The organism is Streptomyces sp. NPDC002787 (assembly GCF_053592095.1).
Genome location: NZ_JBSFVC010000008.1, coordinates 58,868 through 84,732 on the forward strand (window position 1 = coordinate 58,868; position 25,865 = coordinate 84,732).

Annotated in this window: 19 protein-coding genes; 9 read left to right on the forward strand and 10 right to left on the reverse strand. The window is 71.8% G+C overall.

Features of this window, described 5'->3' with window-relative positions; genetic code table 11:
- The first annotated feature begins 90 nt into the window (after positions 1 to 90).
- The gene (locus ACWD26_RS13015; RefSeq protein ID WP_451269225.1) at positions 91 to 654 is read left to right on the forward strand and encodes a dihydrofolate reductase family protein; all 564 of its coding nucleotides are present in this window, start codon (positions 91 to 93) and stop codon (positions 652 to 654) included.
- Positions 655 to 932: 278 nt separating this feature from the next.
- On the opposite strand, the gene ACWD26_RS13020 is transcribed toward ACWD26_RS13015, so the two are convergent.
- The 5 genes from ACWD26_RS13020 to ACWD26_RS13040 form a co-directional block, all read right to left on the reverse strand.
- A complete protein-coding gene (locus ACWD26_RS13020; RefSeq protein ID WP_451269227.1) occupies positions 933 to 2,111 on the reverse strand; it encodes a cytochrome P450 family protein in 1,179 nt (392 codons plus the stop codon).
- Positions 2,108 to 3,340: an MAB_1171c family putative transporter gene (locus ACWD26_RS13025; protein ID WP_451269229.1), complete on the reverse strand. Its 1,233-nt coding sequence runs from the start codon at positions 3,338 to 3,340 to the stop codon at positions 2,108 to 2,110. Before ACWD26_RS13025 ends, ACWD26_RS13020 begins: the two co-directional genes overlap by 4 nt.
- Positions 3,337 to 3,864, reverse strand: coding sequence for a regulator component (locus tag ACWD26_RS13030; RefSeq protein WP_451269231.1), 528 nt, complete (start codon positions 3,862 to 3,864; stop codon positions 3,337 to 3,339). The genes ACWD26_RS13025 and ACWD26_RS13030 overlap by 4 nt, the downstream gene beginning before the upstream one ends.
- 312 nt (positions 3,865 to 4,176) lie before the next feature.
- Positions 4,177 to 4,632, reverse strand: coding sequence for a Secondary metabolite protein (locus ACWD26_RS13035; RefSeq protein WP_451269233.1), 456 nt, complete (start codon positions 4,630 to 4,632; stop codon positions 4,177 to 4,179).
- A 229-nt stretch (positions 4,633 to 4,861) separates the two neighbouring features.
- Positions 4,862 to 5,770, reverse strand: a complete 909-nt coding sequence (locus ACWD26_RS13040) for an AfsR/SARP family transcriptional regulator (protein ID WP_451269235.1) — start codon at positions 5,768 to 5,770, stop codon at positions 4,862 to 4,864.
- 450 nt (positions 5,771 to 6,220) lie between these two features.
- On the opposite strand from ACWD26_RS13040, the gene ACWD26_RS13045 reads away from it, so the two are divergent.
- The gene (locus ACWD26_RS13045; RefSeq protein WP_451269237.1) at positions 6,221 to 8,518 is read left to right on the forward strand and encodes an MMPL family transporter; all 2,298 of its coding nucleotides are present in this window, start codon (positions 6,221 to 6,223) and stop codon (positions 8,516 to 8,518) included.
- A 333-nt stretch (positions 8,519 to 8,851) separates the two neighbouring features.
- Positions 8,852 to 13,414 carry an nSTAND1 domain-containing NTPase gene (locus tag ACWD26_RS13050; protein WP_451269239.1) on the forward strand — a complete coding sequence of 1,521 codons (4,563 nt, stop codon included), beginning with the start codon at positions 8,852 to 8,854 and terminating at the stop codon, positions 13,412 to 13,414.
- 510 nt (positions 13,415 to 13,924) lie between these two features.
- Here ACWD26_RS13050 and ACWD26_RS13055 read toward each other — a convergent pair.
- The 3 genes from ACWD26_RS13055 to ACWD26_RS13065 all read right to left on the reverse strand — a co-directional run bounded on the left by ACWD26_RS13055 (position 13,925) and on the right by ACWD26_RS13065 (position 16,686).
- Positions 13,925 to 14,461, reverse strand: coding sequence for a hypothetical protein (locus tag ACWD26_RS13055; protein ID WP_451269241.1), 537 nt, complete (start codon positions 14,459 to 14,461; stop codon positions 13,925 to 13,927).
- A 426-nt stretch (positions 14,462 to 14,887) separates the two neighbouring features.
- Complete coding sequence (locus ACWD26_RS13060; RefSeq protein ID WP_451269243.1) at positions 14,888 to 15,706, reverse strand: TIGR03943 family putative permease subunit; 819 nt, start codon at positions 15,704 to 15,706, stop codon at positions 14,888 to 14,890.
- On the reverse strand, positions 15,703 to 16,686 hold the full coding sequence (locus ACWD26_RS13065) for a permease (protein ID WP_451269245.1): 984 nt from the start codon (positions 16,684 to 16,686) through the stop codon (positions 15,703 to 15,705). Before ACWD26_RS13065 ends, ACWD26_RS13060 begins: the two co-directional genes overlap by 4 nt.
- A 208-nt stretch (positions 16,687 to 16,894) precedes the next feature.
- Between ACWD26_RS13065 and rpmF the strand changes: the two genes are divergently transcribed.
- Both rpmF and ACWD26_RS13075 read left to right on the forward strand, forming a co-directional pair.
- Entirely contained in the window at positions 16,895 to 17,065 is a 171-nt protein-coding gene (rpmF, locus tag ACWD26_RS13070; protein ID WP_055717714.1) for a 50S ribosomal protein L32, read from the forward strand.
- 10 nt (positions 17,066 to 17,075) lie between these two features.
- Positions 17,076 to 18,254: a GTP-binding protein gene (locus tag ACWD26_RS13075; protein ID WP_451269631.1), complete on the forward strand. Its 1,179-nt coding sequence runs from the start codon at positions 17,076 to 17,078 to the stop codon at positions 18,252 to 18,254.
- Positions 18,255 to 18,366: 112 nt separating this feature from the next.
- On the opposite strand, the gene ACWD26_RS13080 is transcribed toward ACWD26_RS13075, so the two are convergent.
- Positions 18,367 to 20,376 carry an NAD-binding protein gene (locus tag ACWD26_RS13080; RefSeq protein WP_451269633.1) on the reverse strand — a complete coding sequence of 670 codons (2,010 nt, stop codon included), beginning with the start codon at positions 20,374 to 20,376 and terminating at the stop codon, positions 18,367 to 18,369.
- 286 nt (positions 20,377 to 20,662) lie between these two features.
- Here ACWD26_RS13080 and ACWD26_RS13085 point away from each other — a divergent pair, with 286 nt between their 5' ends.
- Positions 20,663 to 21,349: a hypothetical protein gene (locus ACWD26_RS13085; protein ID WP_451269247.1), complete on the forward strand. Its 687-nt coding sequence runs from the start codon at positions 20,663 to 20,665 to the stop codon at positions 21,347 to 21,349.
- Between the two features lie 276 nt (positions 21,350 to 21,625).
- Entirely contained in the window at positions 21,626 to 22,258 is a 633-nt protein-coding gene (locus ACWD26_RS13090; RefSeq protein ID WP_451269635.1) for a sigma-70 family RNA polymerase sigma factor, read from the forward strand.
- A gap of 205 nt (positions 22,259 to 22,463) precedes the next feature.
- Here the strand turns inward: ACWD26_RS13090 and ACWD26_RS13095 are convergent, their stop codons facing one another.
- A complete protein-coding gene (locus ACWD26_RS13095; RefSeq protein WP_451269249.1) occupies positions 22,464 to 24,299 on the reverse strand; it encodes a S9 family peptidase in 1,836 nt (611 codons plus the stop codon).
- Between the two features lie 143 nt (positions 24,300 to 24,442).
- Here ACWD26_RS13095 and ACWD26_RS13100 point away from each other — a divergent pair, with 143 nt between their 5' ends.
- Both ACWD26_RS13100 and ACWD26_RS13105 read left to right on the forward strand, forming a co-directional pair.
- Complete coding sequence (locus ACWD26_RS13100) at positions 24,443 to 24,871, forward strand: nuclear transport factor 2 family protein (protein WP_451269251.1); 429 nt, start codon at positions 24,443 to 24,445, stop codon at positions 24,869 to 24,871.
- 138 nt (positions 24,872 to 25,009) lie between these two features.
- Positions 25,010 to 25,819, forward strand: coding sequence for an SURF1 family protein (locus ACWD26_RS13105; protein WP_451269253.1), 810 nt, complete (start codon positions 25,010 to 25,012; stop codon positions 25,817 to 25,819).
- Positions 25,820 to 25,865: the final 46 nt, after the last annotated feature.

The following is a 25,865-nucleotide window of genomic DNA, read 5'->3' on the forward strand; positions in this document are numbered from 1 at the left end:
TCAACTGGCCCTCGGTGTGGCCTGACCGATGAGTTTTGCGCGCCGTGCTGGTCTGTACGCCGAATACCGACTCACGGGGAGACTGACGCCATGCGGAAACTGACCTTCGCCATGAACATGAGCCTGGACGGCTACATCGCCGCGCCCGGCGACGACCTCGGCTGGAGCGTGCCGAGCGACGAACTGTTCCAGTGGTGGTCCGACCGGGTGGACGCGACGGGCCTGGCGCTGTACGGGCGCAAGCTGTGGGAGACGATGAGCTCCCACTGGCCGACCGCCGACAAGCAGCCGGGTGCCACACCGGCGGCGATCGAGTACGCCGGCCGCTGGCGGGACATGCCGAAGGTGGTGTTCTCCTCTACGACCAGCACGGTCGACTGGAACACCCGTCTGGTCACCGGCGACGCGGTCACCGAGATCACCAGGCTCAAGGTCGACGACGGCAGCCCCATGGACATCGGCGGTGCCACACTCGCCGCGGCGGCCATGCGAGCCGGGCTGATCGACGAGTACGTGATCGTCACCCATCCGGTCCTGGTGGGCGCCGGCACGCCGTTCTTCACAGCCCTGGACAAATGGGTGAACCTGAGCCTGGTGGAGACCCGGACGTTTCCCGACGGCGTGCTGCTGACCAGGTACGAGACCAGGCGCTGACCTGCGACTGGCGTCCGGGGTCATGCCACGTCGGAAGGTCGGTCGCCCTGCCTGATCACAGCTCTGACCAGCATCAAGTGCAGCGTCACCGCAACTTCCCGGGGGGCCTAACAGGGGGCCGAACGTCACAGCCGCGATCGGACGGTCCTGGACCGGAATGGACAGTGTCGGAGCCGAATAGGCAGGCCAGCGACCCTCGAGGCGAGGCATAAAAGTCTTTGGGCAGGAAGTGGCGTAGGCGGGCTCATTGCGACGAGCAGTGAGCCTGCCTGGGGGGGTCAGACCAGGAGCGGTAGGGCAGCGAGGCCGCGCATCAGGCGGGTGTGGCGCCAGCGCAGGGGGGCGGTGGGGGTCGCCAGGCGGAGGGAAGGGAAGCGGGTGAGCAGGGCGTGGAGGGCCAATTCGGCTTCGGCTCTGGCCAGGGGGGCGCCCAGGCAGCGGTGGATGCCGTGGCCGAAGGCCAGGTGGGCGGGGGTGGGGCGGGTGAGGTCCAGTCGGTCGGGGGTGGGGAAGCGGGCGGGGTCGCGGTTGGCGGCGCCGGGGGCGATGAGGACCGGGGCGCCTTCGGGGATGTCGGTTCCGCCGAGGGTGAGCGGCTCGGTGGTGTAGCGGAACGTGGCGATGCCGATCGGTGAGTCGTAGCGCAGCAGTTCGTCCAGCGCGGCGCCGAGGAGTCGGGGCTCGGCCCTCAGGCGGGTGAGTGTCTCCGGGTGCCGGAGGAGGGCCAGGGTCGCGTTGCCGATGAAGTTGGTCGTGGTCTCGTGGCCGGCCACCAGCAGGAGCACGGCTAGTGAGACGAGTTCGTCCTCGGTCAGGCGGTCCTGGCCGTCCCGTACGGCGATGAGGTCGTCGAGCAGGCTTTCGCCTGGCGCGGTGCGTTTGGCGGCGACCAGGTCCGTCATGTAGTCGCCGATGGCATGGGAGGCGGTGTCGATCCGGCCGGGGTCTCCGGCGGCGAACAGGTCGCTCGACCAGGCGCGCACGAGTCGGCGGTCGGACTCGGGTACCCCCAGCATCTCGCAGATGACCGTGACGGGCAGGGGCACCGCGAGGCTCTCGACGAGGTCCACCTGTCCGTGCTCCGGCCAGGCGTCGAGCAGTTCGTCGACGAGGCCGGCGATGTAGGGGCGCAGCCGCGCGACGGCGCCGGTGGTGAACGCCTTCGTCACCAGGGAGCGTAGGCGTGCGTGCTCCGGGGGGTCGGTGGCGAGCATGTTGCGGGAGACGGCCGGATGGAGGTCGCGCCGGGAGGGCCGGCCGGCGAAGAACCGTGTGGTGTCCTTCGAGAGCCGGGGGTCGGTGAACGCCTCCCGGGCCTCCGCGTAGCCCGTGACCAGGTAGCTGTGGCGGCCTCCCGAACCGGTGGGCACCTTCTGCACCGGCGCCGCGTCGCGCAGCCGGGCGTAGGTCGGGTAGGGGTCGGTGAAGAACTCCGGGTCCTGCAACGGGTCGGTCACGCCTGCGGGTCCGTTCCTGTGGGGGCCAGGTCTTCGGTGACAGTGGTCGTGGTCTCGTCCCGCGCGTAGGCGTGGGCGACCAGGAGCAGCCACTCGGTCTCGGCGCGCAGGTCGCCCGCTCGGGAGGCGGCGCCGGGGGCCGGTGGCGCGGCATTCGGCTGTGGGTCGCTCGCGGTCTTCTTCGCGTGTACGGCGGCTCGTAGGATCGCGGCCTCCACGATCGCGTCCCCTTCCGGAGTCCCCGCCAGGCCGCGTGCGGCCACGGCCCGCTCGGCTGTCTCCTGGACTCGCGGGGAACGGTGGGGGCGGAGGGCGAGCCCGCCGTCGTTGATCTCGATCACCCGGCGATGGAGGAAGAAGTCGGGGTCGTCCGCGTCGGCCTTGTCTCCGGGCTCGCCCGACACAGCGGAGGCCAGGACGACTTCGGGGGTCGCGCCCGTCACGTCTTCCCAGAGTGGTGCCAGCGCCGCGAAGGACCGTGCTTCCCATCGGCGGCGCAGGAACTGGCTGAACGGCCACGCGACCGCCGGGAGGGTGAGGCCCAGGGTGATGAGGAGGACGGCCAGGGCGGGCGCCGTCACGCTGAACACGCAGCGGACGGGACTGATGGGCGTAGAGCACCGGACGCCGTGCGGGAGGAGGTTCAGTTCGAACCCGATGGAGATCAGACCGAACACCTTGTACGCGGCGTAGAGGAGGGCGAAGACGCAGCCGACGGCGGTGATGCGCAGTCCGATGCGCTGGCTCCTCCGCCGTGAGTGGTTGGCCTGTTTCCAGGTTTGCACGCCGAAGTCCTTCGCGGTGATGCCGAGATACGTGATGTAGATCAGCACGTAGAGCGCGTACAGCTGGGGCGAGTCGTCGTTCATCTCGCTCGCGGCGAAGAGGACCGTCATGCCGGCGACGGAGATGCCGAGGAACAGCACCCGCAGCCGGATGCGGCGCCTGGCCTCATCGGGCTCCAGGTCGAGCTGGAGCATGAACGCCAGGACGGAGGTCGCGGCGGCCAGCGTGAACGAGTTGCTGAGCAGGCGGCCGGCCTCGGGGACGACGCTCTCGACGGCGTTCTCCACGAACGACACGTACGAGACGAAGGCGAGGGCGAAGGACACCAGCAGTGCGGCCATGGGCCAGGTGCCGGTCGGCCGGTGGCCGCCTCGCCCCCGGACCCAGTAACCGGCGGCGAGGAGAAGCACGAGGGCCACTCCCGAGAACAAGAGGTCGATCACGGGTGTCGACGGCCCTTCCTGGTCGGTCTGGCGAACAGCGCTTCCCAGCGCTCGGCGCCCTTCTCGGGTTCGCTCGGGGGGAGTTCGCGTCCTCGGTAGATGTGCTGCCGGATGACGGTGGCCATGATCTCGGCCTCGCGCTCGTCGTCCGTGGAGTAACTCGTGCGTCCGTTCATCCGCTGGACGAGGGTGGGGTTGAAGCCGATGGCGTGGAAGGCGTCGGCGTCCAGCTCCAGGCTGCCGGGGTGGTCGCAGATGATGTGGCTGACCTCGTGCGCCAGTATGTGGTTCTGGTGCAGGGCGGACGTTCCCTCCTCGTAGAAGAGGAGGTCGGCGTCAGGTGTCTCCAGGCGGATTCCGCAGGGTGCGTCGATCGCGCCGAGGGTGTTCAGGGGCCTGAGGATGATCGGGCGGCCGCGCTTGTGCGCCACGGCGTCGCAGAGGTCCCGGGTATTGAAGCGGTGCGGAAGCCGAAGGGCGTCCACCCGCTTCTCGCACTCGCGGCGTAATCGCTCAAGGTCCATGCCCGGTCCTGACGTTGCTCGGGTCTGACGCGCTGAAGGCGCGACCCCGTAAGGCCGGAGCGCGATCCGGAATCCCCGGCGCCGAATCGCTCGAAAGCTTAGGCGAATGCCTGGCCCCGCTCCAAGAGGATCTCTGCCCTCTGGCCGAATGGCCGGATAACGCGGGCCCAGACCGGATAGGGCGCATGCCGGACCGCAGAGCCCGCATGCCAGACCGGACAGCGCGCGTGCCGGACCGCAGAGCCCGCATGCCGGACCGGACAGCGCGCGGCCGGACCGCAGGGCGCGCGGCCAGACCGGACAGCGTGCGTGTCAGTCGTCCAGGTTCAGGCCGTTCGCGTCGGTGTCACCGGGGAGACCCTCCAGGATCCGGGCCTGCTCGATCACCGCCGTCACCATCTGCAGCGTCTCCGTGCTCAGGCCGTTGGCGCGCAGGGCGACGGTGCGGACGTTCCGGTCGCGCATGGCGGCGAGGACGGCGATCTCCGCCCGGGTGCGGTGGGCGGCCTCCTCGTCGACGAAGTAGCCGGCCGGTACGCCGAAGAAGTCGGCGAGCGCCTTGATGGTGTGCCGGGTGGGGTTCTGCTTGGCGCCGGTGCGCAGTTGCTGGATCGCGCTCGCGGTGAGCCCTTTGCCCTGGCCTCCGGAGGCCTCCCGGATGCCCTCGGCGACCTCGGCGTACGTGTAGGGACCGCGGTTCACCGGGTGGACCTCGCGGAACAGGTAGTCCAGCAACTGCGCGAAGGTGCGCGGCTCGTTGTCTGTCACGTCCGGTACGTCCTTGTCATGGTCGTCGCGGTATCCACTCTGGTGTGTGCCGAGCAGCGAGCGCGATGGTTTCCGATCCACTTTAGTTGACGATCGCCCACAACCACGGTGTACGTTCTGTGGGGAGCCACTCACACCAGAGTGTTCCCGCCCGAACGGGTGGCCGGGTTCCACGGGGGTGGGCCCGGCCATCTCTGTTCCGTCCGACACGGCGCTGATCGGGGCCCGCTCAGGCGAGGTGCTCGGGGAGCGGCGGGAACGGTGTCGTGGTGACGTAGGGCAGCGTCTTCGGCTGAACCACCGGCAGCGCCATCAGCTCAGGGTCCTGCGACAGCAGCCGTGCCTGGAGCGCGCGCAGGCTCGGTCCCGGCTCGGCGCCCATCTCCTCGATGGTCCGGGCGCGGTGGTCGGCGTAGAGCTTCAACGCCTCGTTGCCACGGTCCGAGCGGTAGAGCGCCAGCATCAGCAGCCAGACGAACCGTTCGCGCAGCGGGTACTTGTCCACCGCGTAATGCAGATAGGGGACGGCGTTGCGGTGCCGGCCCAGCTCCAGTTCGAGCTCCGCGCGTACCTCCATGTCGGACAGGAAGCGCTCCTGGCGGTAGAGCCGCTCGCGCTGGAGCATGGGGCTTTCGAGCCCTTCGACCAGCGGTCCGGTGGACATGACGCGGGCCTGCTCCAGCAGTTCCGCCGCCTTGAGGACCTCGCCCTCTCGCGCCGCGGTGGCCCCGGCCGACGCCAGTCGCTCGTACACATAGAGATCGACGTACGCGTCCCCGGTGCGCAGCAGATATCCCCCTGCCGACCACTCCAGGGAAATGCCCTCGCCCGCGGCCGTCTCGGCTGTCTCCGCCGTCTCCGCCGCGAAAAGGCCACGGAGGTTGGAAACGGACTTTTGAATCAGGTTTTTCGCGTGTGCGGGATATTCCTCTCCCCACAGCGCCTCGATCAGCTGGTCGGTACCCGTTTCGAGACCCCGCCTCAACAGCAGCATGGCCAGCAGGGCGCGCTGCTTGGGCGGGCCGAGCTCCAAGAGACGGCCCGCGTGCGTCACTTGCAAAGGGCCGAAGAGACGAAACCGCCAGGACGGCCCGTCTCTGGGTTCGAAATCGGCTTCACGCAACAGCACGCCAGACATACGACCCCGCGATCCCCCCGGTAAGTACGTGCTAACAGCAGCACGGTAAGCGCGGCCCCCGATCGGCTGCCAGCGGGTAAGCGGTCGCCCGTGGCTCAAAGTCCGCTCTTGGCCACCTCGACGGACAGGCTCACTGCGGCCCGACCGTCGGCCTGTGCGCAGTGTCCGTCCCAGCGGTGGCAGCGGTGGCAGCGGTGGCAGCGGTCACAGCCGTCACAGCGGTGGCAGTGGTGGCAACGGCCACAGCGGTCGCAGCCGTCGCAGCGGTCGCCCAGCGTTTCGTCCAACCGTTGGTCCAACCCCTTCCTGCAAGGTGACTCTCGCCGTGGTCGACGACGCTTCCGGTGTTCATGTTCTGCGTCGCCTTCGGCATGTCCGTGGACTACGGCGTCCTGACCGGCCGCAAGCAGATCCCGCACTCCCCCACCCCCATCCATCCGGAGACCGAGCATGCCGACCACACACCGAGCGGCGGGCGCCGACGCCACGCAGCACCCGCCCGCACTGCGACGCTGGGGCCGGGTGACCGCCACCAAGCCCCGGCTGGTGATCTGGACGAGTGTCGTCCTCGCCCTGCTGGCCCTGGTGCTCGCCGCGGGTGCCATGGACCGCCTGGTGCTCAGCCGCTTCGAGAGCCCCGGCTCCGAGTCCCTGACCACCAGGGCACAGCTGGAGAAGGAGTTCGGCGAGGGCACGCCCAGCGTGCTGCTCATGGTGACCGCTGAGCAGGGCACCGTGGACGACCCGGCCGTGGCCGCCGAGGGCGGCAGGCTGGAGAAGGAACTCGCGGCGCAGGACGGGGTCGCCGAGGTCGCCTCGTACTGGTCGCGGGGTTCGTCGCCCGCCATGCGGGCCACCGACGGCAAGCAGGCCCTGATCGTCGCTCGGATGTCCGGCACGGTGACCGAGGCCCGTACCCGGCTCGGGGAGTTCTCCCCCGACTTCAGCCGGGACACCTCACTGGTGAAGGTCCGGGTCGGCGGCGGTGACGAGGTCTTCCGGCAGGCCTCGGCGCAGTCCCGGCAGGACTTCCTGCGGGCCGAGATGATCGTGTTCCCGCTGGTGCTGCTTCTGCTGTTCGCCATCTTCCGCAGGTTCTCGGCGGCTCTGCTGACGCTGGGCATGGGCCTGTTCTCGGTGATCACCACGCTGGCGATCCTGCGGGGCGTCACCTACTTCACCGACGTGTCGACCTTCGCCGCCAACCTGGCCCTGGTGATGGGCATCGGTCTGGGCGTCGACTACAGCCTCTTCGTCATCAACCGGTTCCGTGAGGAGCTGCGGGCCGGACGGTCCGTGGCGGAGGCCGTCGAGTACGCGGTCGGCAGCGCGGGCCGTACGGTGGCCTTCAGCGGACTCACCGTCCTGGTGTCCCTGGCCTGTCTGCTGCTCTTCCCGTTCCCCTTCCTCCGTTCCTTCGCGTACGCCGGTGTCGCGACCGTCCTGACGTCGGTCTTCGCCGCGCTCGTGATCCTGCCCGCGTCGCTGGCCCGCCTGGGTCACCGGGTCACCCGGAAGAACGCCGACACCCGCGCGGCCACCGGCTGGTGGCACGACACGGCGCTGCGGATGATGCGCCGGCCGCTGCTGTGGGGCATCCCGGCCCTGGTGGTCCTGCTGGGTCTCGCCGCGCCGACACTGAACCTGACGTTCGGCGTGCCGGACGAGCGGGTGCTGCCCGCGAACACCTCCAGCCGGGTCGTCCATCAGGACATCCGCGACAACTTCGCCGGCGAGGAGATGGACGCCATCCAGGTGCTGCGTCCCGGCCAGCCCGGCACCGACGCGGGCAAGGAGTCGATCGACGCCACGGCGGCCGCGCTGTCCCGCATCGCCGACGTCCAGCAGGTCGACGCGCTCACCGGCTCGTACGCCGAGGGCCGCAAGATCTCCGAGCCGAACAGCGGTTCCGACCGGTTCGCCCATGACGAGGACACCTGGTACTCGGTCGTCGCCACCCACCACGGCCTGGACCGGGACATCGACCGGGTGCTCTCCGAGATCCGGTCCACCGCGGTCGAGGGCGCGCCCTCCGGTGCCGAGGTGCGCATCGGCGGCTATCCGGCCGAGCTCAAGGACTTCCGCACCGAGTTGGTCGACCGGCTGCCCCTGGTGTTCGGGCTGATCCTCGTGGTCACGTTCGTGATCCTCTTCCTGATGACCGGCAGTGTGCTGCTGCCCGCGAAGGCCATGGTGCTCAACACGCTCAGCATGGGAGTGATGTTCGGTGCCCTGGTGTGGGTCTTCCAGGACGGCCGTCTGTCCGGCCTGCTGGGCTTCACCCCGAGCGGCTCGATCGAGCCCAGCATCCCCATCCTGATGTTCTGCGTCGCCTTCGGCCTCTCGATGGACTACGAGGTCTTCATGCTGTCGCGCATCAAGGAGGAGTACAACCGGACCGGTGACAACGTCGGCGCGGTAGCCCTCGGGCTGGAGCGCAGCGGCCCGCTGATCACCTCCGCGGCGGTGATTCTCGCGGCCTCGTTCGCGACGTACGCCTCCTCGGGGATCGTCTTCCTGAAGATGCTGGGCCTGGGCATGGTCGTGGTGATCCTGGTGGACGCCACCCTGATCAGGGCGGTGCTGGTGCCCGTCTTCATGCGCCTGGCCGGTGACGCCAACTGGTGGGCGCCCGGACCGTTGCGCGCGCTGCACGACCGGTTCGGGATCTCCGAGTCCGAGCCCGTCGTGACGGGTGCCCCGCGGTCCTCCGCCGCGACCGTCGGCGCACGCGCCGGCCGTTCCTGACACGACCGGGCAAGGGACTCCCGGCTGGCGGCTGGGCACGGTGGCGCTCCGTTCGGTACCGGTCCCTCCCCTCGTGGGGACCGGTACCGAACGGTGCGGGGTGTCGATCCGTGTCGGTGGACGTGGGATCGAGGGTCGGTCGGGGCTCACGCCGAGCCGGTGGCCTGCGTGGGCGCTGCCCGGGGTACGTGGCTGGAAGCCGAATCCTGCCAGCCGGGGATCATCGCGAGGAGGGCCCGCGCCTCCGGTGATGACTTCTTCGCAGGTCAGGCATATAAAGTGAGTTTTCCGGTCCGGATATCAGCCAGCGGGGGAAGTCAAGGGGAGGATGCCTTGAGTCACGACTCAGAGGCACGCTCGGCCTTCGCGGAACGTCTCGCTCTGCTGTACAAGGAAGCGGGCAATCCTCCCCTCAAGAGCGTTTCCGAGTCGGTCGTCCGGCTGCAGCGGGTCGACGAACGCGGGCGGCCCGTTCGGGTGTCCGCCCAGCGGATCAGCGACTGGCGGCGGGCCAGGAACGTGCCCGCGCAGTTCGCCGCCCTCGCCGCCGTCCTGCACGTGCTGATCCCCGAGGCCCGGCGCGCCCGGCCCGCGCCGGTGTCCAAGGGGCTGTACGACATGGCCCAGTGGCAGCGGCTGTGGGAGCGGGCCCTGGCCGACCCCGTCGGCGAGCGCGCCGCGGCGTCCGGGTCCACCACGTCCCCCGTGCCCGCCGCCTCCGGCGAGTCCCCGGAGGAGGAGCAGACGGCGGGCGACGGCCCGCCCCTTCCCGGCGGCGTCTGCCCGTACCGGGGGCTGGCCTCGTACCGGCAGCAGGACGCCCGCTGGTTCTTCGGGCGGGAGCGGAGCACCGACGCGCTCGTCGCGCAGCTGCGCGCGGCGGAGCGGACGGGTGGGCTCGTCATGCTCGTCGGCGCCTCGGGAGCCGGCAAGTCCTCCCTCCTGAACGCCGGCCTGGTCCCCGCCCTACGGGGCGGCGCCTTGGGCGGCCCCCTGGGAGACGACGACAGCCCGGCGGGTGGGGGCCGGGCGAACGGCCGGAGGACGAGCGAGGTCCGGGCGGACGGCCAGCACACGGCTGAGGGCCAGACCGACGGCCGGCGGACGGGCGTGGTCCGGGCGGACGGCCTACGGACGGCCGAGGGCCAGCCCGAGAGCCGTAGGCCGGGTGTAGTCCGGGCGGACAGCCAGCGGACGGGCGAGGTCCGGACGGACGGCCAGCGGACAGGCGAGAGCCAGGCCGACGTTCGAAGGACGGTTGACGGCCAGAGCGACAGCCGGAGGACGAGCGAAGTCCAGGCCGACGGCCGACGGACGGCTGAGGGCCAGACCAACGGCCGGCGGACGGTTGACGGCCAGACCGACAGCCGTAGGCCAGGCGACGTGTTGCAGCTCGTGCCGGGCGCCGATCCGATCGCCGAGCTGACCGGTCACATACCGGAGCTGGCGCAGGTGGTGTCCGCAGCGTACGAGCCCGGCACGCCGATGTTCGCCGACGCGGTACGGGAAGCCGTCGCGGCCTGGGCACGCCGACGCCGAACGTCCGCCGCCGACGACAAGGCCGACCACGGCCCCGCCGCCCACAGCATGGCGACCCCCACCGACGGCCGAACGCCCGCCGCCGGCACCACAGTCACCCCCACCGACGGCCGGACACCCGCCGCCGGCACCACAGCCACCCCCACCGGCCCCCCTCCCCCCACCACAACCCGCCCCGTCCTGATCGTCGATCAGTTCGAGGAAACGTTCACCCTCTCCTCCGACGAAGCGGACCGGCGCACGTTCATCCAGCTGCTCAGTGCCGCGTGCACGCCCGGAGGGCCGGGCGAAACGGCGCCTGTGCTCGTCGTCCTGGGCATCCGCGCCGACTTCTACGAGCAGTGCCTCGGCTACCCGGAGCTGGCCGACGCCCTGCAGCACCGGCACATGGTGCTCGGGCCGCTGACGACGGCGGAGCTGCGGGAGGCGGTGACGGGCCCGGCCAAGGCCGTGGGCCTGGAGCTGGAGCCGGGGCTCGCCGAGCTGATCGTGCGCGAGGTGAGCGCGGACGGTCCGCGCGGGGCGCACGACGCCGGCGTGCTGCCGCTGCTGTCGCACGCCCTGCTCGTGACCTGGCAGCGGCGCAAGGCGGGGCGGCTGACGCTGGCCGGTTACCGGGCGGCGGGCGGCATCCAGGGCGCGGTGGCGGCGACCGCCGAGCGGGCCTGGTCGGGGCTGGACCCGGCGGCCCGTACGGCCGCCCGGCTGCTGTTGCTGCGCCTGGTCCGGCTGGGCGAGGACACGCAGGCCACCCGGCGTCGGGGCACCCGGCGGCAGCTGGCGGACGGCTCGGCGGACCCGGGCAAGACCCAGGAGTCGCTGGAGGCACTGGTCCGCGCCCGGCTGGTGACGCTCGACGCGGAGACCGTGGAGATCACCCATGAGGCGCTGCTGCACGCCTGGCCGCGCCTGCGGGGCTGGATCGACGAGGGGCGCAACGACCATCTGCTGCGGCAGCGTCTGGAGGAGGACGGCCGGGCCTGGGAGGACTCCGAGCGCGACTCCTCGCTGCTCTACCGGGGGTCGCGGCTCGAACAGGCCCACACCTGGGCGGAGTCGGCGGGGGACACCGTCCTGACCCGGAGCGCGGTGGAGTTCCTGGCCGCCTCGGTCCGGCTGCGCCGGCGTACCGTCTGGATCAGCCGGAGTGCCGTGGCGGCGCTGGTGGCGTTCGCCCTGGTGGCCGTCGGGTCGGCGGTGGTCGCCTGGCAGCAGCGCAACGACGCGGTGTTCGAGCAGGTGGTCGCCGAGGCCGACCGCGTCCAGTACACGGACCCGTCGCTCTCCGCCCAGCTCGACCTGGTGGCGCACGACCTGCGGCCCGACGACAAGGGCACCGACAACCGGCTCGTCTCGATCGTCAACGCGCCGCTGGCCACCCCGCTCCTCGGCCACGGCGGCGCCGTCTACCTCACCTCGTTCAGCCCGGACGGGAAGTATCTGGCCACCGCCAGCTACGACCGGACCGTACGCCTGTGGGACGTGGCGGACCCGTCCCGGCCCAAGGCCCTGGGCAAGCCCCTGACCGGGCACACGAGTTGGGTGAGCACCTCGGTCTTCGGCCCGGACGGCCGCACGCTGGCCAGCGCCGGCGACGACGGCACGATCCGGCTGTGGGACGTACGGGATCCCCGCGCCCCCCGGTCGTTCGGCGCGCCGCTGACCGGGCACGACGGCACCATCTATCTGCTCGCCTTCAGCCCGGACGGGAAGACACTGGCGTCCGTGGCCGAGGACCACACCGTACGGCTGTGGGACGTGAGCGACCCGGCGCACGCGCGGGCGCTCGGCGCGCCGCTCACCGGGCACACCGCGCCCGTACGGTCCGTGGCGTTCAGCCCGGACGGGAAGACGCTGGCGACCGGTGGCGACGACGACACGATCCGGCTGTGGGACGTGGCCGATCCGCGTCATCCCGCGCCCTACGGCACGGTGCTGGAGGGCCATACGAACGTCGTGCACTCCCTGGCCTTCAGCCCCGACGGGAGGACGCTGGCCAGCGGCAGTTCGGACAACACCGTCCGGCTCTGGGACGTGGCCGATCCCCGGCGCGCGAGCGCGGTCGGGGCGCCGCTCACCGGGCACACCGGCCCCGTCTGGTCCGTGGCCTTCAGTCCCGGCGGGGGTCTGCTCGCCGTGGGCAGCGCGGACAGTACGGCGAGTCTGTGGAACGTGGCCGACCCGGAGTATCCGTCCCAGGTGGGCGAGCCGCTCGCCGGGGCCAGCGGCGAGATGTTCGCGGTCGGCTTCAGCCCGGACGGGAAGACCCTCGCCACCGGGAGCGGGGACAGCAAGGTCCGGCTGTGGTCGGTGCCGACGTCGGACATGGTGGGCCGGAAGGGTGTGTTCCGTCCGGACGGGAAGGTGCTCGCCACGGCCGGGCGCGACGGCCGGATCCGGCTGTGGAACGTCGCGGAGCCCGGCCGCCCGGTGCCGCTCGGCGCACCGTTCATGACCGAGGACGGCAGCAACCGCGCCCTGGCGTTCTCCCCCGACGGCCGGACCCTCGCCATCGTGGCCGGGAACCGGGCACTGCATCTGTGGGACGTCAGCGACCCCACCCGCCCGGTCCGCCACCGGCCGCCCGTCGAGCTGAGGACCCGGTACACCGACGCCCTGGCCTACAGCCCGGACGGGCGCACGCTCGCCACCGTCTACGACGACCACACCATCCAGCTGTGGAACGTCGCCGACCCCTCGCGCGTCGTTCCGTTCGACCGGCGGCTCACCGGCCACAAGGGCTACGTCCTCGAACTGGACTTCAGCCCGGACGGCCGCACCCTCGTCAGCGGCAGCGCCGACGGCACCATCCGGCTGTGGAACGTGACCGACCCGGGCCGCGCCACCCGGCTCGGCGAACCCCTCACCGACCATCACGGCCCCGTCAAGGCCCTCGCCTTCAGCCCGGACGGCAGGACGCTGGCCAGCGGAGGCGACGACGACACGGTCCGCCTCTGGGACGTCACCGACCCCGCCGGGGTGACCCGGCTCGGCGAACCCCTCACCGGCCACACCGAGGCGCTCGTGTCGCTGAGCTACAGCCCCGACGGCCGCACCCTGGCCAGCGGCGGCAACGACAGCACCGTCCGGCTGTGGAACGTCGCCGACCCGGCCGAGGCCTCCCCCATCGGCCAGTCGATGAGTCCCAACGCCAAGACCGGCAACTTCCTGTCCTTCCGGCCCGACAGCCACATGCTGGGGGTGTCCAGCGGCGCCGACACCGTACGGCTGTGGAATCTGGACGTCGACGACGCCGTACGGCACATCTGCACGACGACACGCGGTGTGCTCACGCGGGAGAAATGGAACGAGTACCTGCCACGGCTGTCGTACGAGCCGCCGTGCGAGAGCGGGTGACAAACGTTTACCCGCTCGTTGGTGGCACGTGATCCCGATCACAACTGGTCAACACAGTCGAGCAGTCGGCTCCCGTCCGACGAGCAGCCTTGTTAGCCTTGGCCATAGCCCGGTCGCTGGTGCATCCCCCGTCGCCAGCGACCGGGCCCTTTCATGCCCGGCTTCATGCCTCGGCTTCACGCCCCGCCTCACGCCACGGCCCAGGCCCGGACGTGTACCTCCCGTCGCTGCCGGCGGTCACCGCTACCGGTTGCCGCCGGCCACGGTGAGCCAGTGGGCGACCCTGCGGACGGTCGTCTCGTCGAGCCCGTCCACGACGCTTCGCACGGCGGCGATCTTCCACTCCATCGGCGAAGGCGACCGGCTCGTGGCCCATGCGGTCAGGTACACACCGTGACGGATGACGCCCGAGCGAACACCGGCGAAAACGCGCCCGTTCGAACATGCGCCCCTGCCACCACCACGACCGGTCAGGGATTGAGCCTCGCGCGGTCCGGTCGCACGGCCTGGCTAATGGATCAGGGCGTTCGCAACAATGATCACCAGGCCGATCAGCATATCGAGGGCCCCTGCCCGGCACGCGGACGGCCATCCGTACCCAGCGGTGCGGGCGGCCGAAGTGCCCAGACCGAACAGGGCGACAGTGTTGAACAGCAGGGCCGCGTCCACAGCTGTGCCCTCTGCCCACCACCCGGCCACCGCGGCAAGCAGTACCCCCACCGTGGGCAGCACGGCGGCGACCAACGGCCACTCGGCGAGCACCGACCGCAGTCTGCTGGTGGTGGCTGTGCCGTCAGCGGACGCACGCTGGGCGATCACATGCGCGTACCCATGGGCGGCACTCGACGCCAGCGCGGTGAGCAGCACCCACAGCGCGTCCGGACCGGGATCGGCCTTCTCGCCCGCCGCGTCCAGCGCGGACACCATGGCGCTGGCCAGCACCAGACCGTAGATGCCGCTGAACAGCCACTGCTCCGGTGGCTGTCGCCGCAGGATTCCCCTTGGGGAGACACCCTCGGGGCGGACACGGTCGGCTCGGTCGGGCATGGCATCGCCTCGTGCGGGAAGAGGGCGGGTCCGCACATGCTCACCCGCGTGACGTCAGGGCACACGACGCCACGCGGGGAAGCGACCTGGGAAGTCCTGACAAAGGCGTCGGACGTGCCGGTGGGTGGACCAGGCAGGCGGCGAGGCCGAGGAGGGCTTCGCGCATGTCGTCGCGTCCCTCCCGACGGATGCGCGGACGGCGAAAGCCATGGAGCCAGGAGATCGCGCGTTCGGTGACCCGGCGGAAGGTGCCCGGGCCCGTGCCGTGCGGTTGTCCTCGCTCGGCGATAGCGGGCCGGATGCCGCGTTGCCGCAGCAGCGATGACGACTGACGGTTCGTCAACTATCCATAGGCGCGCGCCCGACCGGCTCCGGGGTGGGGCCGGCGCTGACAGCCGACCGCCGTCGCCCGTCGCCCGTCAGCCGTCAGCCGTTCCAGGCCTCGTCGTACGGGTCCTGGGGCGCCTTGACCGGCCTGGTGGTCTCGACGTGGAGGTACGGGACGGCCGTGCCGTTGACCGGGTCCTCGGCCCGTTTCGGGGTGTAGGCGCCGGTGACCTCGATCCAGGTGTCCGGCTGGAGGACGGCCGGGAGTGCGCCGGCCAGGGCGATCTTGACCGGTTGGGCGTCGGCGGCACAGCAGTTGAGTGCCATACGGACGAGGTACGGGGCGCCGGAGCTGTCGAGGGCGAGGAACCCGGTGACCTTGAGCTCGCGGCCGGCGAGGGCGCGCCCCTTGTCGTAGACCGCGCGCCCCGCGTAGTCGGCGACGCTCAGCCGGAGCGTGCCCTCGGCGGGGAGCTCGGGGTAGCCCCAGGGCTGCTCCTGGAGTGCCGTGCCGGTGCGCATCGCGGTGTAGGAGCCGGCGGCGGGCGGGGCGACCAGGACGAGGGCGAGGAGGGGGAGGACGAGGAGCCAGGAGACCCGGGGTTCGCGGTGGGGATGGGCGTCGGGGGCGTCGCCGAGGCCGGGGGCGTCGGCGGGGGCGTCACCGTTGCCGGGGGCGTCACCGTTGCCGGGGGCGTCACCGTTGTCGGGGGCCTCGGCGGGCGCGTCCTGTCGGTGTGCCGCCCGGCGTTCGTACCAGAGCGTGGCGACGGCGGCGGCTATGAGGACGACGCCGGCGCCGATGAGGAGGGGGCGCAGCCCGGCCTTGACGTAGCGGAGGTAGAGGTCGGTGAAGCCGGCGTGCAGGAGGGCGCCGCCGGTGAGGAAGAGGACGACGGTCTGGGCCTGGCGGTTCACAGGAGCACCGCCCCGACCAGGGCCGACACCAGGATCGCGAGGGCGAAGGTGACGGGGGCGAAGCGGAGCGCGAAGGCGCGGCCGAAGGTGGCGGTCTGCATGGCGAAGAGTTTCAGGTCGATCATCGGGCCGACGACCAGGAAGGCCAGTCGGGAGGTCAGGGAGAACTGGGTCAGCGAGGCCGCCACGAACGCGTCCGCCTCCGAGCAGATCGACAGCAGCACGGCCAGCACCGCGAGGGCGAGGATGGCGATGACGGGGTTCTCGGCGGCGGCGTTCAGCCAGCTCGCCGGGACGACCGCCTTGAGCGTGGCCGCCGCCATCGCGCCGACGACGAGGAAGCCGCCCGCGTGCATCACGTCGTGCCGCACCGAGCCCCAGAACGCCGCGCCCTTGCTCTGCCCCTCGTAGGACGGCCGCTCCGGCGGGCGCATCCACTCGCCCCGGCCCAGCCGTTGCCACAGCCAGCCCATCGCGCACGCGACCAGCAGGCTGGCCACGAACCGCGCCAGCACCATCTCGGGGTCGCCCGGGAAGGCCACGGCGGTCGCCGTCAGCACGATCGGGTTGATGGCGGGGGCGGAGAGGAGGAAGGCGAGTGCGGCGGCGGGCGTCACGCCCCGGCGTACGAGGGCGCCCGCGACCGGCACCGACGCGCACTCGCACCCCGGCAGCACCACACCGGCCATCCCCGCCGCCGGCACCGCCAGCGCGGGCCGCTTCGGCAGCGCGCGGGCGAAGAACGACGCCGGCACGAACACCGCGATCGCGGCCGACAGCAGCACCCCGATGACCAGGAACGGCAAGGCCTGCACGACCACCGCCACGAACACCGTCATCCAGCTCTGCGTCACGGGCGCCGACAGCAGACCGCGCAGGGGGCCCTGCGCCACCACCGCCAGCACGAGCACCATCGTGAGGAGGAGGGGTGGGTCGAGGTGCCGACCGCGGTGGGGGGCTTCTTCCTTGGTTATGGCCACGGGGGACGGTACCTCCGTATGGAACGGCTGTGCAGTGCGGGCCTGTTCGGCCTCTTCTCCCATACGGCGGCCGGGGCCAGGTTGCTCACGACGGCCGGGAGCGACCACCGGAAGCGGCCACCGGAAGGAGCGGCCACCGGAACCCTCTTTTCGTAATGGGATCCATTTTCATGTAGCGTTCCGGGACATCACCTGTGGAGGAGGACCCATGGCCGTACCCAAGCGGAAGATGTCCCGCAGCAACACCCGTCACCGTCGCGCCCAGTGGAAGGCGAGCACGCCGCAGCTGGTGCCGTTCACGGTCGACGGCGTCACCCACCTCGTACCGCAGCGGCTGCTGAAGGCGTACGAGCGCGGGCTGATCCACCCCGAGGGCTGACACCGTGGCCATGGTCCGGGACCGGTTGCCCGTCACCGTCCTCTCCGGCTTCCTCGGCGCGGGCAAGACCACCCTGCTCAACCATGTCCTCGCCAACCGCGAGGGGCTGCGAGTGGCGGTCATCGTCAACGACATGAGCGAGGTCAACATCGACGCCGCCCTCGTGCGCGGGGGCGAGGCCGCCTTGTCGCGCACGGAGGAGCGGCTGGTCGAGATGACCAACGGCTGCATCTGCTGCACCCTGCGCGACGACCTGCTGGAGGAGGTGGACCGGCTGGCCCGGGAGGGCCGTTTCGACTACCTCCTCATCGAGAGCAGCGGAATCTCGGAACCCATGCCCGTCGCCGCCACGTTCGCCTTCGCGCGGGACGACGGGGCGACCCTCGACGAACTCGCCCGGCTGGACACCATGGTCACGGTGGTCGACGCGGCGAACTTCCTGCCGGAGCTGGCGGGTGGCGACGAGCTGGTGGCGCGGGGGCTCGACCAGTACGAGGACGACGAGCGCACCGTGAGCGATCTGCTCATCGACCAGGTGGAGTTCGCCGACGTGATCGTGCTGAACAAGCTCGACCTCGTCGACGCGGCGACCGCCGAGCGGCTGGCGGCGACGCTGGCGCGGCTCAACCCGGCGGCGCGGATCGTACCGGTCAGCCAGGGCCGGGTGCGGGTCGCGGAAGTGCTCGGCACGGGGGCGTTCGACCTCGAACGGGCCCAGCAGGCGCCGGGGTGGGTGCGGGAGCTGAACGGGGACCATGTGCCGGAGACCGAGGAGTACGGCATCTCCTCGACCGTCTTCCGGTCCGGACTCCCCTTCCATCCCGGGCGGTTGTGGACCTTCGTGACGGAGACGCTCGACAGCGGTGCGTTCGGGTCCGTCCTGCGTTCCAAGGGGTTCTTCACCCTCGCCACGCGCCCGCACGTGGTCGGCCTGTGGTCCCAGGCCGGCTCGGTCGCCCGCTTCGAACCGTCCGCCGCGCACGATGGAGAGGCTCCGCACGCGCAGGAGCTGGTCTTCATCGGCACGGGCCTGCGACCGGAGGCGCTGCACTCGGCGTTGGCCGGTTGCCTGATGCGCGAGGACGAGCAGGTCGCGGGGTTGTCGGCCGCAGACGATCCGTTCCCGGAGTGGGACACGTACGGGTTCGACGACGCGTGCGAGCACGAGCGGTCGGTGGGGGTGGGCTGATCCGGTGTGGCGGCTGCGGGTGGGCGGGGGCTGGTCGCACAGTTCCCCGTGCCCCTGAAGAGCAGGGGCTGCGCCCCGTGCTCTTCGCCCGGTGGCCGGACGGCCCCCGGGCCTACGCCCCCGCCCGCGCCCGCCTCCCCAGCAGCTCCGCCAAGCCGCGTCGCGTGGCCGCCAGGACGACGCGGTCCTCGGCCCGGAGTACGTACGTGGGCGGCAGGTCCCAGACCAGCCCCGATCCGGGCGGTGGCCCTGACGGCCGGTCACCCGCGTCCTCGCCCGGCGCGGCCGTGTCGAGCGCCAGGACCCGCCACGCCCCCGCCCGAAACGCCTCCGCGACGGTCCGGCCCTCCAGACGGGGATGGCCTCGCACCTCGACGGCGGCGAACAGCAGCACTCGGCGCTCGACGGGTATCGCCCCCAGGATCTGGCGCCCCATCATCGCCCCGGCGAAGGCGGGCGCGGCGAGATGGGTGACGCTGCGGCTCCGGGTGAGAGCGCCGGGATGTGCGGCGCGAAGGGTGCGATACACCGCCGTGGCGAAGTCGTCGTCGTAGAGGCGGAGGACGACCCGCAGATCGGGCTGTACGGAACGGGCGTACAGGCCCGCCTCGAGGTTCGTCGTGTCGGCGCTGGTGACGGCGAGGAGCGCGTGGGCGCGGTGGATCTTGGCGGCCTCCAGGACGCCTTCCTGGGTCACATCGCCGAGGATGACCGGCACCCGTAGGCGACGGGCCTCCGCGAGGCCGCGTGCCTCGGGGTCCTCCTCGACGCAGACGACCGGGATGTGCAGTTCGCGCAGGCGTGCGAGTACGCGGGTGCCGATCTTGCCGAGGCCTAGCAGGACGACATGGCCGGAGAGTCCGCGCGGCGGCTTGCGCAGGGCGGTGCCGCTGCGGAACGTACCGAGGGCCTCCAGCACGGCGGCCAGGAGCACGGGCAGCAGGAGTAAGCCCATGAGCCCGGACAGGAGTTGGAGGATCTGGCGGGAGTCGCTCTGGTCGGTCGCCGGGTCGGCGATCCCGAAGAGGTCGAGGAGGGTCGCGTACGTCGCCTGGAGCGGATGCTCCCCGGTGATCACCATCTGGGCGACGGCGAGGGCGAACACGCACCCGACCAGCCCCGCGAGGGACCACCGCAGCCTCCGTGAGAGCAGTGAACCGAACGCCCCGAAGGCCCCGAGCGACCCGCCGCCCGCCCGGCCGGGCGGCAGCGCGGGCCCCGCGTAGCGAACGGTGTCGAGGACGACGGTCCCGCGCCCGGTGGCCTCGGCGACCGCCCGCTCGTCGGGCAGGAGTTGGGGACCTCGTTCCCCACTGCCCTCGGAACCCTCGGTTCCGGCGGGGTCGTTGGTGGTGGCCGACAGCAGCGCGAGCGTGCACAGACCACCGGGGCTTTGCCCTCCGCGCCCCGGCGGGCGCTCCACGGCCCGCAGCATCAGCCCGTCCGTCTGGACGACCTTGGTGGTTCCGGCGACGGCGGTCGCGGCCAGCGCGGGCGCGGCGGTGTCGGCGTCGGAGAGGACGGTGGTCGAGGCGCCGAAGCCGTCGATCCCGTCGGCGGCGGCGCCTCCCGTGGCCAACGCCGAGGCCTGGTCGAGCAGTTCCTCGATGTGCTGACCCAACCGGCGGTTGTAGAGCCGCAGGACGAGCCGCAGGCGCGGGTTGAGCCGCCGGGCGGTGAGGGCGGCACGGATGTTGGTCTCGTCGTCGTCATACACGAGCGCCAACGCGGCGGCCCGCTCCACCCCGGCCTCGGCGAGCACCGCCTCGGTGGCCTCCCCGGCCTCCAGGAGCCGCTCGCCACCGTCCCGGGTGCTGCGGTCGCCCCGCTCCCCGGCCCGCTCCCCGGTGCGGTCGCCCCGGTCCCCGGCCCGGTCGCCGGTGCGGTCGCCGGTTCGGTCGCCGGTTCGGTCGCCGGTCGTCGGATCGCCGTTGCCCGCAGCCCGGTTGACCGCCGCCGTCACCCGGTCCAGGAGCGCGGCGGCACCGCGGGTGCGCCCGACCACCGGACGCGGTGCGACCCGCGCGGTGGGCGGCACGACGAGGGTCACCTGCTCCCGGTACACGGTCCGCAGTTCGGCGGCGAGCCGGTGCGCGAGCCCGTCGTCCCCGCAGACGACCATGTGCGCGCCGGAGTCGGCGGCCGGCCTGCCGGGACCGGCCTGTCTGCCAGGACCGGTCTGTCTGCCAGGACCGGTCTGTCTGCCCGAACCCGCCTGTCCGCCCGGGCCGATACGGCTGCTGCTCTGCTGCGAAGGGCTCCCCACAAGGCAGAAGACTGCCGCATCGACACAGCCGGTTCCTTCGTGATCCACATCACACTTGGCGGTGTGAGTGCGACGGCGGGTGGAAATCCGTACTCAAGGGGGACGGGGTGACGACGGTGTCCGGATGCGAGGATGGGGCGCCATGACCGCAGGGTGGGGTTCGCGCACGGTACGCGCCGCGATGTTCGCGGCCGTCTGCGTGCTGCTCGCCGCCCTGGGCCACGTGATGATGTCCGGTAGCCCGGTCCCCTGGTGGGCCGTGACCGCCGGAGCCGCCGCGACCGGTGCCGTCGGCTGGTGTCTGGCCGGACGTGAACGCGGACTCCTGCTGGTCACCTCCGTCGTGGTCGCCGCCCAGACCGCCCTCCACTCGGGCTTCTCCCTCGCACAGCCGTCAGGCCGAGCCGGTATGGACTCCATGGACATGGGCTCCACAGGCATGGACATGGGTGCCGTGGACATGGGCTCCGCCCACCTGAATCACACGGTCCACACGGAGTCGACCGGTCATATCGGCCATGTGGACCACACCGGGTACCTCCTGGACGGGCCGTCCCCGTCCTCGTCCGGCATGCTCGCCGCGCATCTGCTGGCCGCCCTGCTGTGCGGACTGTGGCTGGCGTACGGCGAACGCGCCGCCTTCGGGCTGTTGCGGGCCGTGGCCGGCTGGCTGGCCGCGCCGCTTCGGCTGTCGCTCACGCTGCCCGCCACGCCGGAGCGACCGCGCCCGAGGGTGCGGCGCGGCCGTTCGGACCGCTCGCCGCGACGGCTCCTCCTCGTCCACGCGATCACCTCTCGGGGTCCGCCCGCCGGGGCCGCTGTCATCTGACGACAGCCGGTGCCCCGAGGCAGGCCGTTGCCACGGCACACGCTTCGGGCTCCGGCCGTACGCCGCCCACGCTCGCGGGTCGTACGGCCGTTCCCCTTTCTCACCGGACCCGCCGGACGCGTACGCACGTGCCCACAAGGCGCGCGCGCTCGCTCGCGCGCTCTCGGCTCATGGCTCACGGCTCTCGGACCGTGCCCGTGCCCGCGTCGGTGGTCCGGATCCCGGATGACCCCAGAAGGACACCAGGTGATCACCCTTACTCCCCCGCCCGCCACGATGCCACCGGCCACGATCCCGCCGGCCACGATCCCGCAGCCCAGGTCCAAGACCGACGAGTCGATAACCGCCTGGGCGCTGGCCGCCCGTGGTGGGGACCCGGAGGCCGTCGAGCGGTTCGTCGGCGCGTTGCACCGTGACGTCCAGCGGTTCGTCGCCCACCTCTGCGCCGACCCGCAGGCCGTGGACGACCTGGCCCAGGACACGTTTCTGCGGGCGCTCGGCAGCCTGCACCGGTTCGAGGGGCGCTGCTCGGCCCGTACCTGGCTGCTGTCCATCGCCCGGCGGGCGGTGACCGACAGCTTCCGCTACGCGGCGGCCCGGCCCCGGCCGGCCGACGTGGCGGACTGGCGGCTGGCCGTCGAGCACGCCCAGCCGCGCGGGCTGCCCGGCTTCGACGACGGCATCGCGCTGGCGGATCTGCTGGGCGCGCTGCCGGAGGAACGGCGTGAGGCGTTCGTGCTCACCCAGTTGGTGGGGTTGTCGTACGAGGACGCGGCGGAGGTGACCGGGTGTGCTGTCGGGACGATTCGGTCTCGGGTGGCTCGGGCCAGGGCCGCGTTGGTGGGGTTGTTGGCGGCGGCGGAGGGGTGCCGGGACGGGCGGGAGGCGGGGGTTCCGGTCGCCGCCTGAGCCAGGGGCTTCGGGTGCGGGTGGGTGGGAGCTGGTCGCGCAGGGCCGAGAAGCACGGGGCGCGGCCCCTGCTTCTCAGGGGCGCGGGGAACTGCGCGAGCAACCACACCCCACCCGCACCCGAAGAACTCGCACGCACCCGAAGAACCCATCCGTACCTGAAGAACCCACCCGTACCCGAGGGCCCCCACGCGGCCCCGAGCTCTCACGCGCCCGGCGAAGCCCCCACGTGGCGTTGGGCGAAGTCCAGTTCCAGGCGGACTTGCTTGATGCGTTCGTCGACGACGAGGGAACCGTGGCCGGCGTCGTAGCGGTAGACCTCGTGGACGGCGCCGCGGTCGGCGAGTCTGGCGACGTAGTTGTCGATCTGGCGGATGGGGCAGCGCGGGTCGTTGACCCCGGCGGAGATGTAGACCGGGGCCTTCACCGCGTCGACGTACGTCAGGGGGGACGAGGCCTCGAACCGCTCGGGCACCTCCTCCGGCGTGCCCCCGAGCAACGTCCGGTCCATGGCCTTCAGCGCCTCCATCTCGTCGTGGTAGGCGGTGACATAGTCCGCGACGGGTACGGCGGCGATGCCGAGCGCCCAGGCGTCGGGCTCGGTGCCGAGCCCGAGCAGCGTGAGGTAGCCGCCCCAGGAGCCGCCGGTGAGGATGAGACGGTCGGGGTCGGCGAAGCCGGAGCTCACCGCCCACTCGCGAACCGCCGCGATGTCCTCCAGCTCGATCAGCCCGACCCGGTGCTTGAGTGCGTCGGTCCAGGCGCGGCCGTAGCCCGTGGAGCCCCGGTAGTTGATGCGGATCACCGCGTACCCGTGGTCCAGCCAGGCGGCCGGGCCGGCGGCGAAGGAGTCGCTGTCGTGCCAGGTCGGGCCGCCGTGGATGTCGAAGACGGTGGGGTACGGACCGGAGACGCCCACCGGGCGCTGGACCAGGGCGTGGACGCGGCCGCCGGGGCTGTCCACCCAGACGTCCTCCGCCGGAACAGAGCCGGGCGACTTCAGACCGGGCGGATCCAGCACGACCTCGCCCGTCGTGGAGCGCACGACCGGCGGTTCGGCGGCCGAGGACCACAGGTACTCGACGCTGCCGTCGGGGCGGGTCGTGGCCCCCGACACCGTGCCCCTCGGGGTCTCCACGCGCTCCAGGCCGCGGGTCGCCAGGTCATAGCGGAACAGCTCGCTGCGGGCCTCGAAGCTGTGGGCGAGCAGCAGCGCGGAGCCGTCCGGGAACCACTCGGCGCTCAGGTCGCCCTCCAGCCGGTCGGCGAGTCCGAGGTCGGTCTCCTCGCCGGAGGCCACGTCCCAGACGAGCGGCTCCCACCGTCCGCCCCGCTGGTGGCCGATGAGCAGCCGGGTGTCGCCGTCGACGGGTGCGAAACCGAGCACGTCCAGGCCCAGCTCGACCGTGCCGCCCTTGGTGTCGTCGAGCTCGGCGACCGTCGTGCCGTCCGGCCGGATCACGCGCAGCGCCGCGTGCATCGCGTCGCCGTGCTCGGTGTGCTCGATCGCGATCAGCGATCCGTCGTGGGAGAGGTCGCCGACACCGGCCGACTCACGGTGGCGGTAGATCTCGACGGGGGCCGCGCCCTGCCGGGCCAGATGGATCGTGGAGCCGTCCTCGTCCGTCGAACGGCCGACGACCGCCGTACGGCCGTCACGGGCGATGGCCAGGCCCGCCGGATACGACGGATCCAGGCCGGGAGTCGCCTCCTCGTCCGGACCTCCGTGGAACGGCTGGCGACGCCAGACGCCGAACTCGTCGCCGTCCTTGTCGTCGAACCACCAGATCCACTCGCCGTCCGGCGAGAGCACACCGTCCGTCGTACCGTTGGCCCGGTCCGTGACCTGGCGCTGCTCGCCGGTCGTGCGGTCCCACGCGTACAGCTCGTACGTGCCCGTGGCGTTGGAGACGAACAGCGAGCGGTGCGGCGCGTCCTCCGCCCAGTCCGGCAGGGACACCCTCGGCGCCCGGAACCTCTTCTCCCAGTCGGGCATGGACCCGATCTGCTCCTGCGGGGTGGACCCGTTGCTCTCAGTCATGGCCCCATCTTGCCCCGCCCGCACGACAATGCGCCGCCGAGGTCCCCAGCCTGTGGATAACTTTGACGACCGAGGCTCCGCCCCGGCCGACCACCATGGCTCCGTCCGGGCCGGTTGTCAGTGGCCGGGTGCAGACTCGCCCCATGACCTCACCGACCTCAATGACCGATCTGCGCAAGACCGTCGAGAGTTTCTGGGCCGCCGCCGAGGGCCGGGACTGGGCCGCGTTCGCCGAGACGCTGGCGGAGGACGTCGTGTACGAGCTGCCGCAGACGAGGGAGCGGATACGCGGCAGGGAGCGGTATGTGCGGTTCAACCGGGAGTACCCGGGCGACTGGCACGCCCGGATCGAGCGGATCATCGCGGAACCCGGACAGCCGGGGCAGCCAGGCCGGCCCGCACAGCCGGGGCAGGTCGTCAGCTGGGTCCACTTCACGGTGGGGCTGGAGGAGATGTACGGCATCTCCTTCTTCACGGGGGACGAGGACGGCCGGATATCCGCGATCACCGACTTCTGGCCCGAGCCGTACGAGCCGCCGGCCGGCCGTGAGCACCTCGTCGAGCGGTACTGAGCCGAACTGAGCGCGGTCCTGAGCCGTACTGAGCGCGGTCCTGAGCCGTACGGAGCGCCGCTGAGCGACCGGCCGCCGGGGACTCGGGGACCCACCCCGCGCCCGGGCGTCCGGCGCGGGCACCGTACGGTGGAAGGCGTGTACCGGTTTCTGCTGACGCCCCGATGGTGGGGGATCAACGTCTTCGTGCTGCTCGCCATCCCCCTCTGCGTGTTCATGGGGTCGTGGCAGCTGAGCCGGTTCGAGGACCGGATGCAGGACCATCGCGCGGCGACCGAGCGGATCGACCCGGCGGACCGGGCCCCGGCACGGCCGCTGGACGAGCTGCTGCCGGTGGACAAGGAGACCTCGGGCGAGCTGGCCACCGCGACGGGCCGGTACGGCGAGCAACTCCTCGTGCCGAACCGTGAGGTGGACGGCAGAACCGGCTTCTACGTGCTGACGCTGCTGCGCACCGACGGGGGGAAGGCCCTGCCCGTCGTACGGGGCTGGCTGCCCGGCACCGCCGACGCGGACCGGGCACCGGCCGCGCCCACCGGCGAGGTCACCGTCACCGGTTCGCTGCAGGCCTCCGAGACCCCGGGGTCGAACGGCGTGCCCGTCCAGGGCGGGCTCCCGGCCGGGCAGACGTCGGCGATCAGTGCGGCGGCGCTGGTGAACCTCGTGCCGGACGACCTGTACGACGGCTGGATCACGCTCGACAAGGCCGACGCGGGCATGAAGGCCGTGCCCGCGACCACCCCGCAGGGCACCGGCCTCGACCTCAAGGCCTTCCAGAACCTCGGCTACACCGGCGAGTGGTTCGTCTTCGCCGGCTTCGTCGTCTTCATGTGGTTCCGCCTGCTCCGCCGAGAGGTCGAGTTCATCCGGGACGCCGAACTGGGCCTGGTCCCGGACGAGACCCCCACCCCCGCGAACCAGCCCCGAGAAGCCGAACCGGCCCAGTAGACCGGCAGCCGGCACCGCGGGACGGGGTGCCCCCGGCGGACAAGCC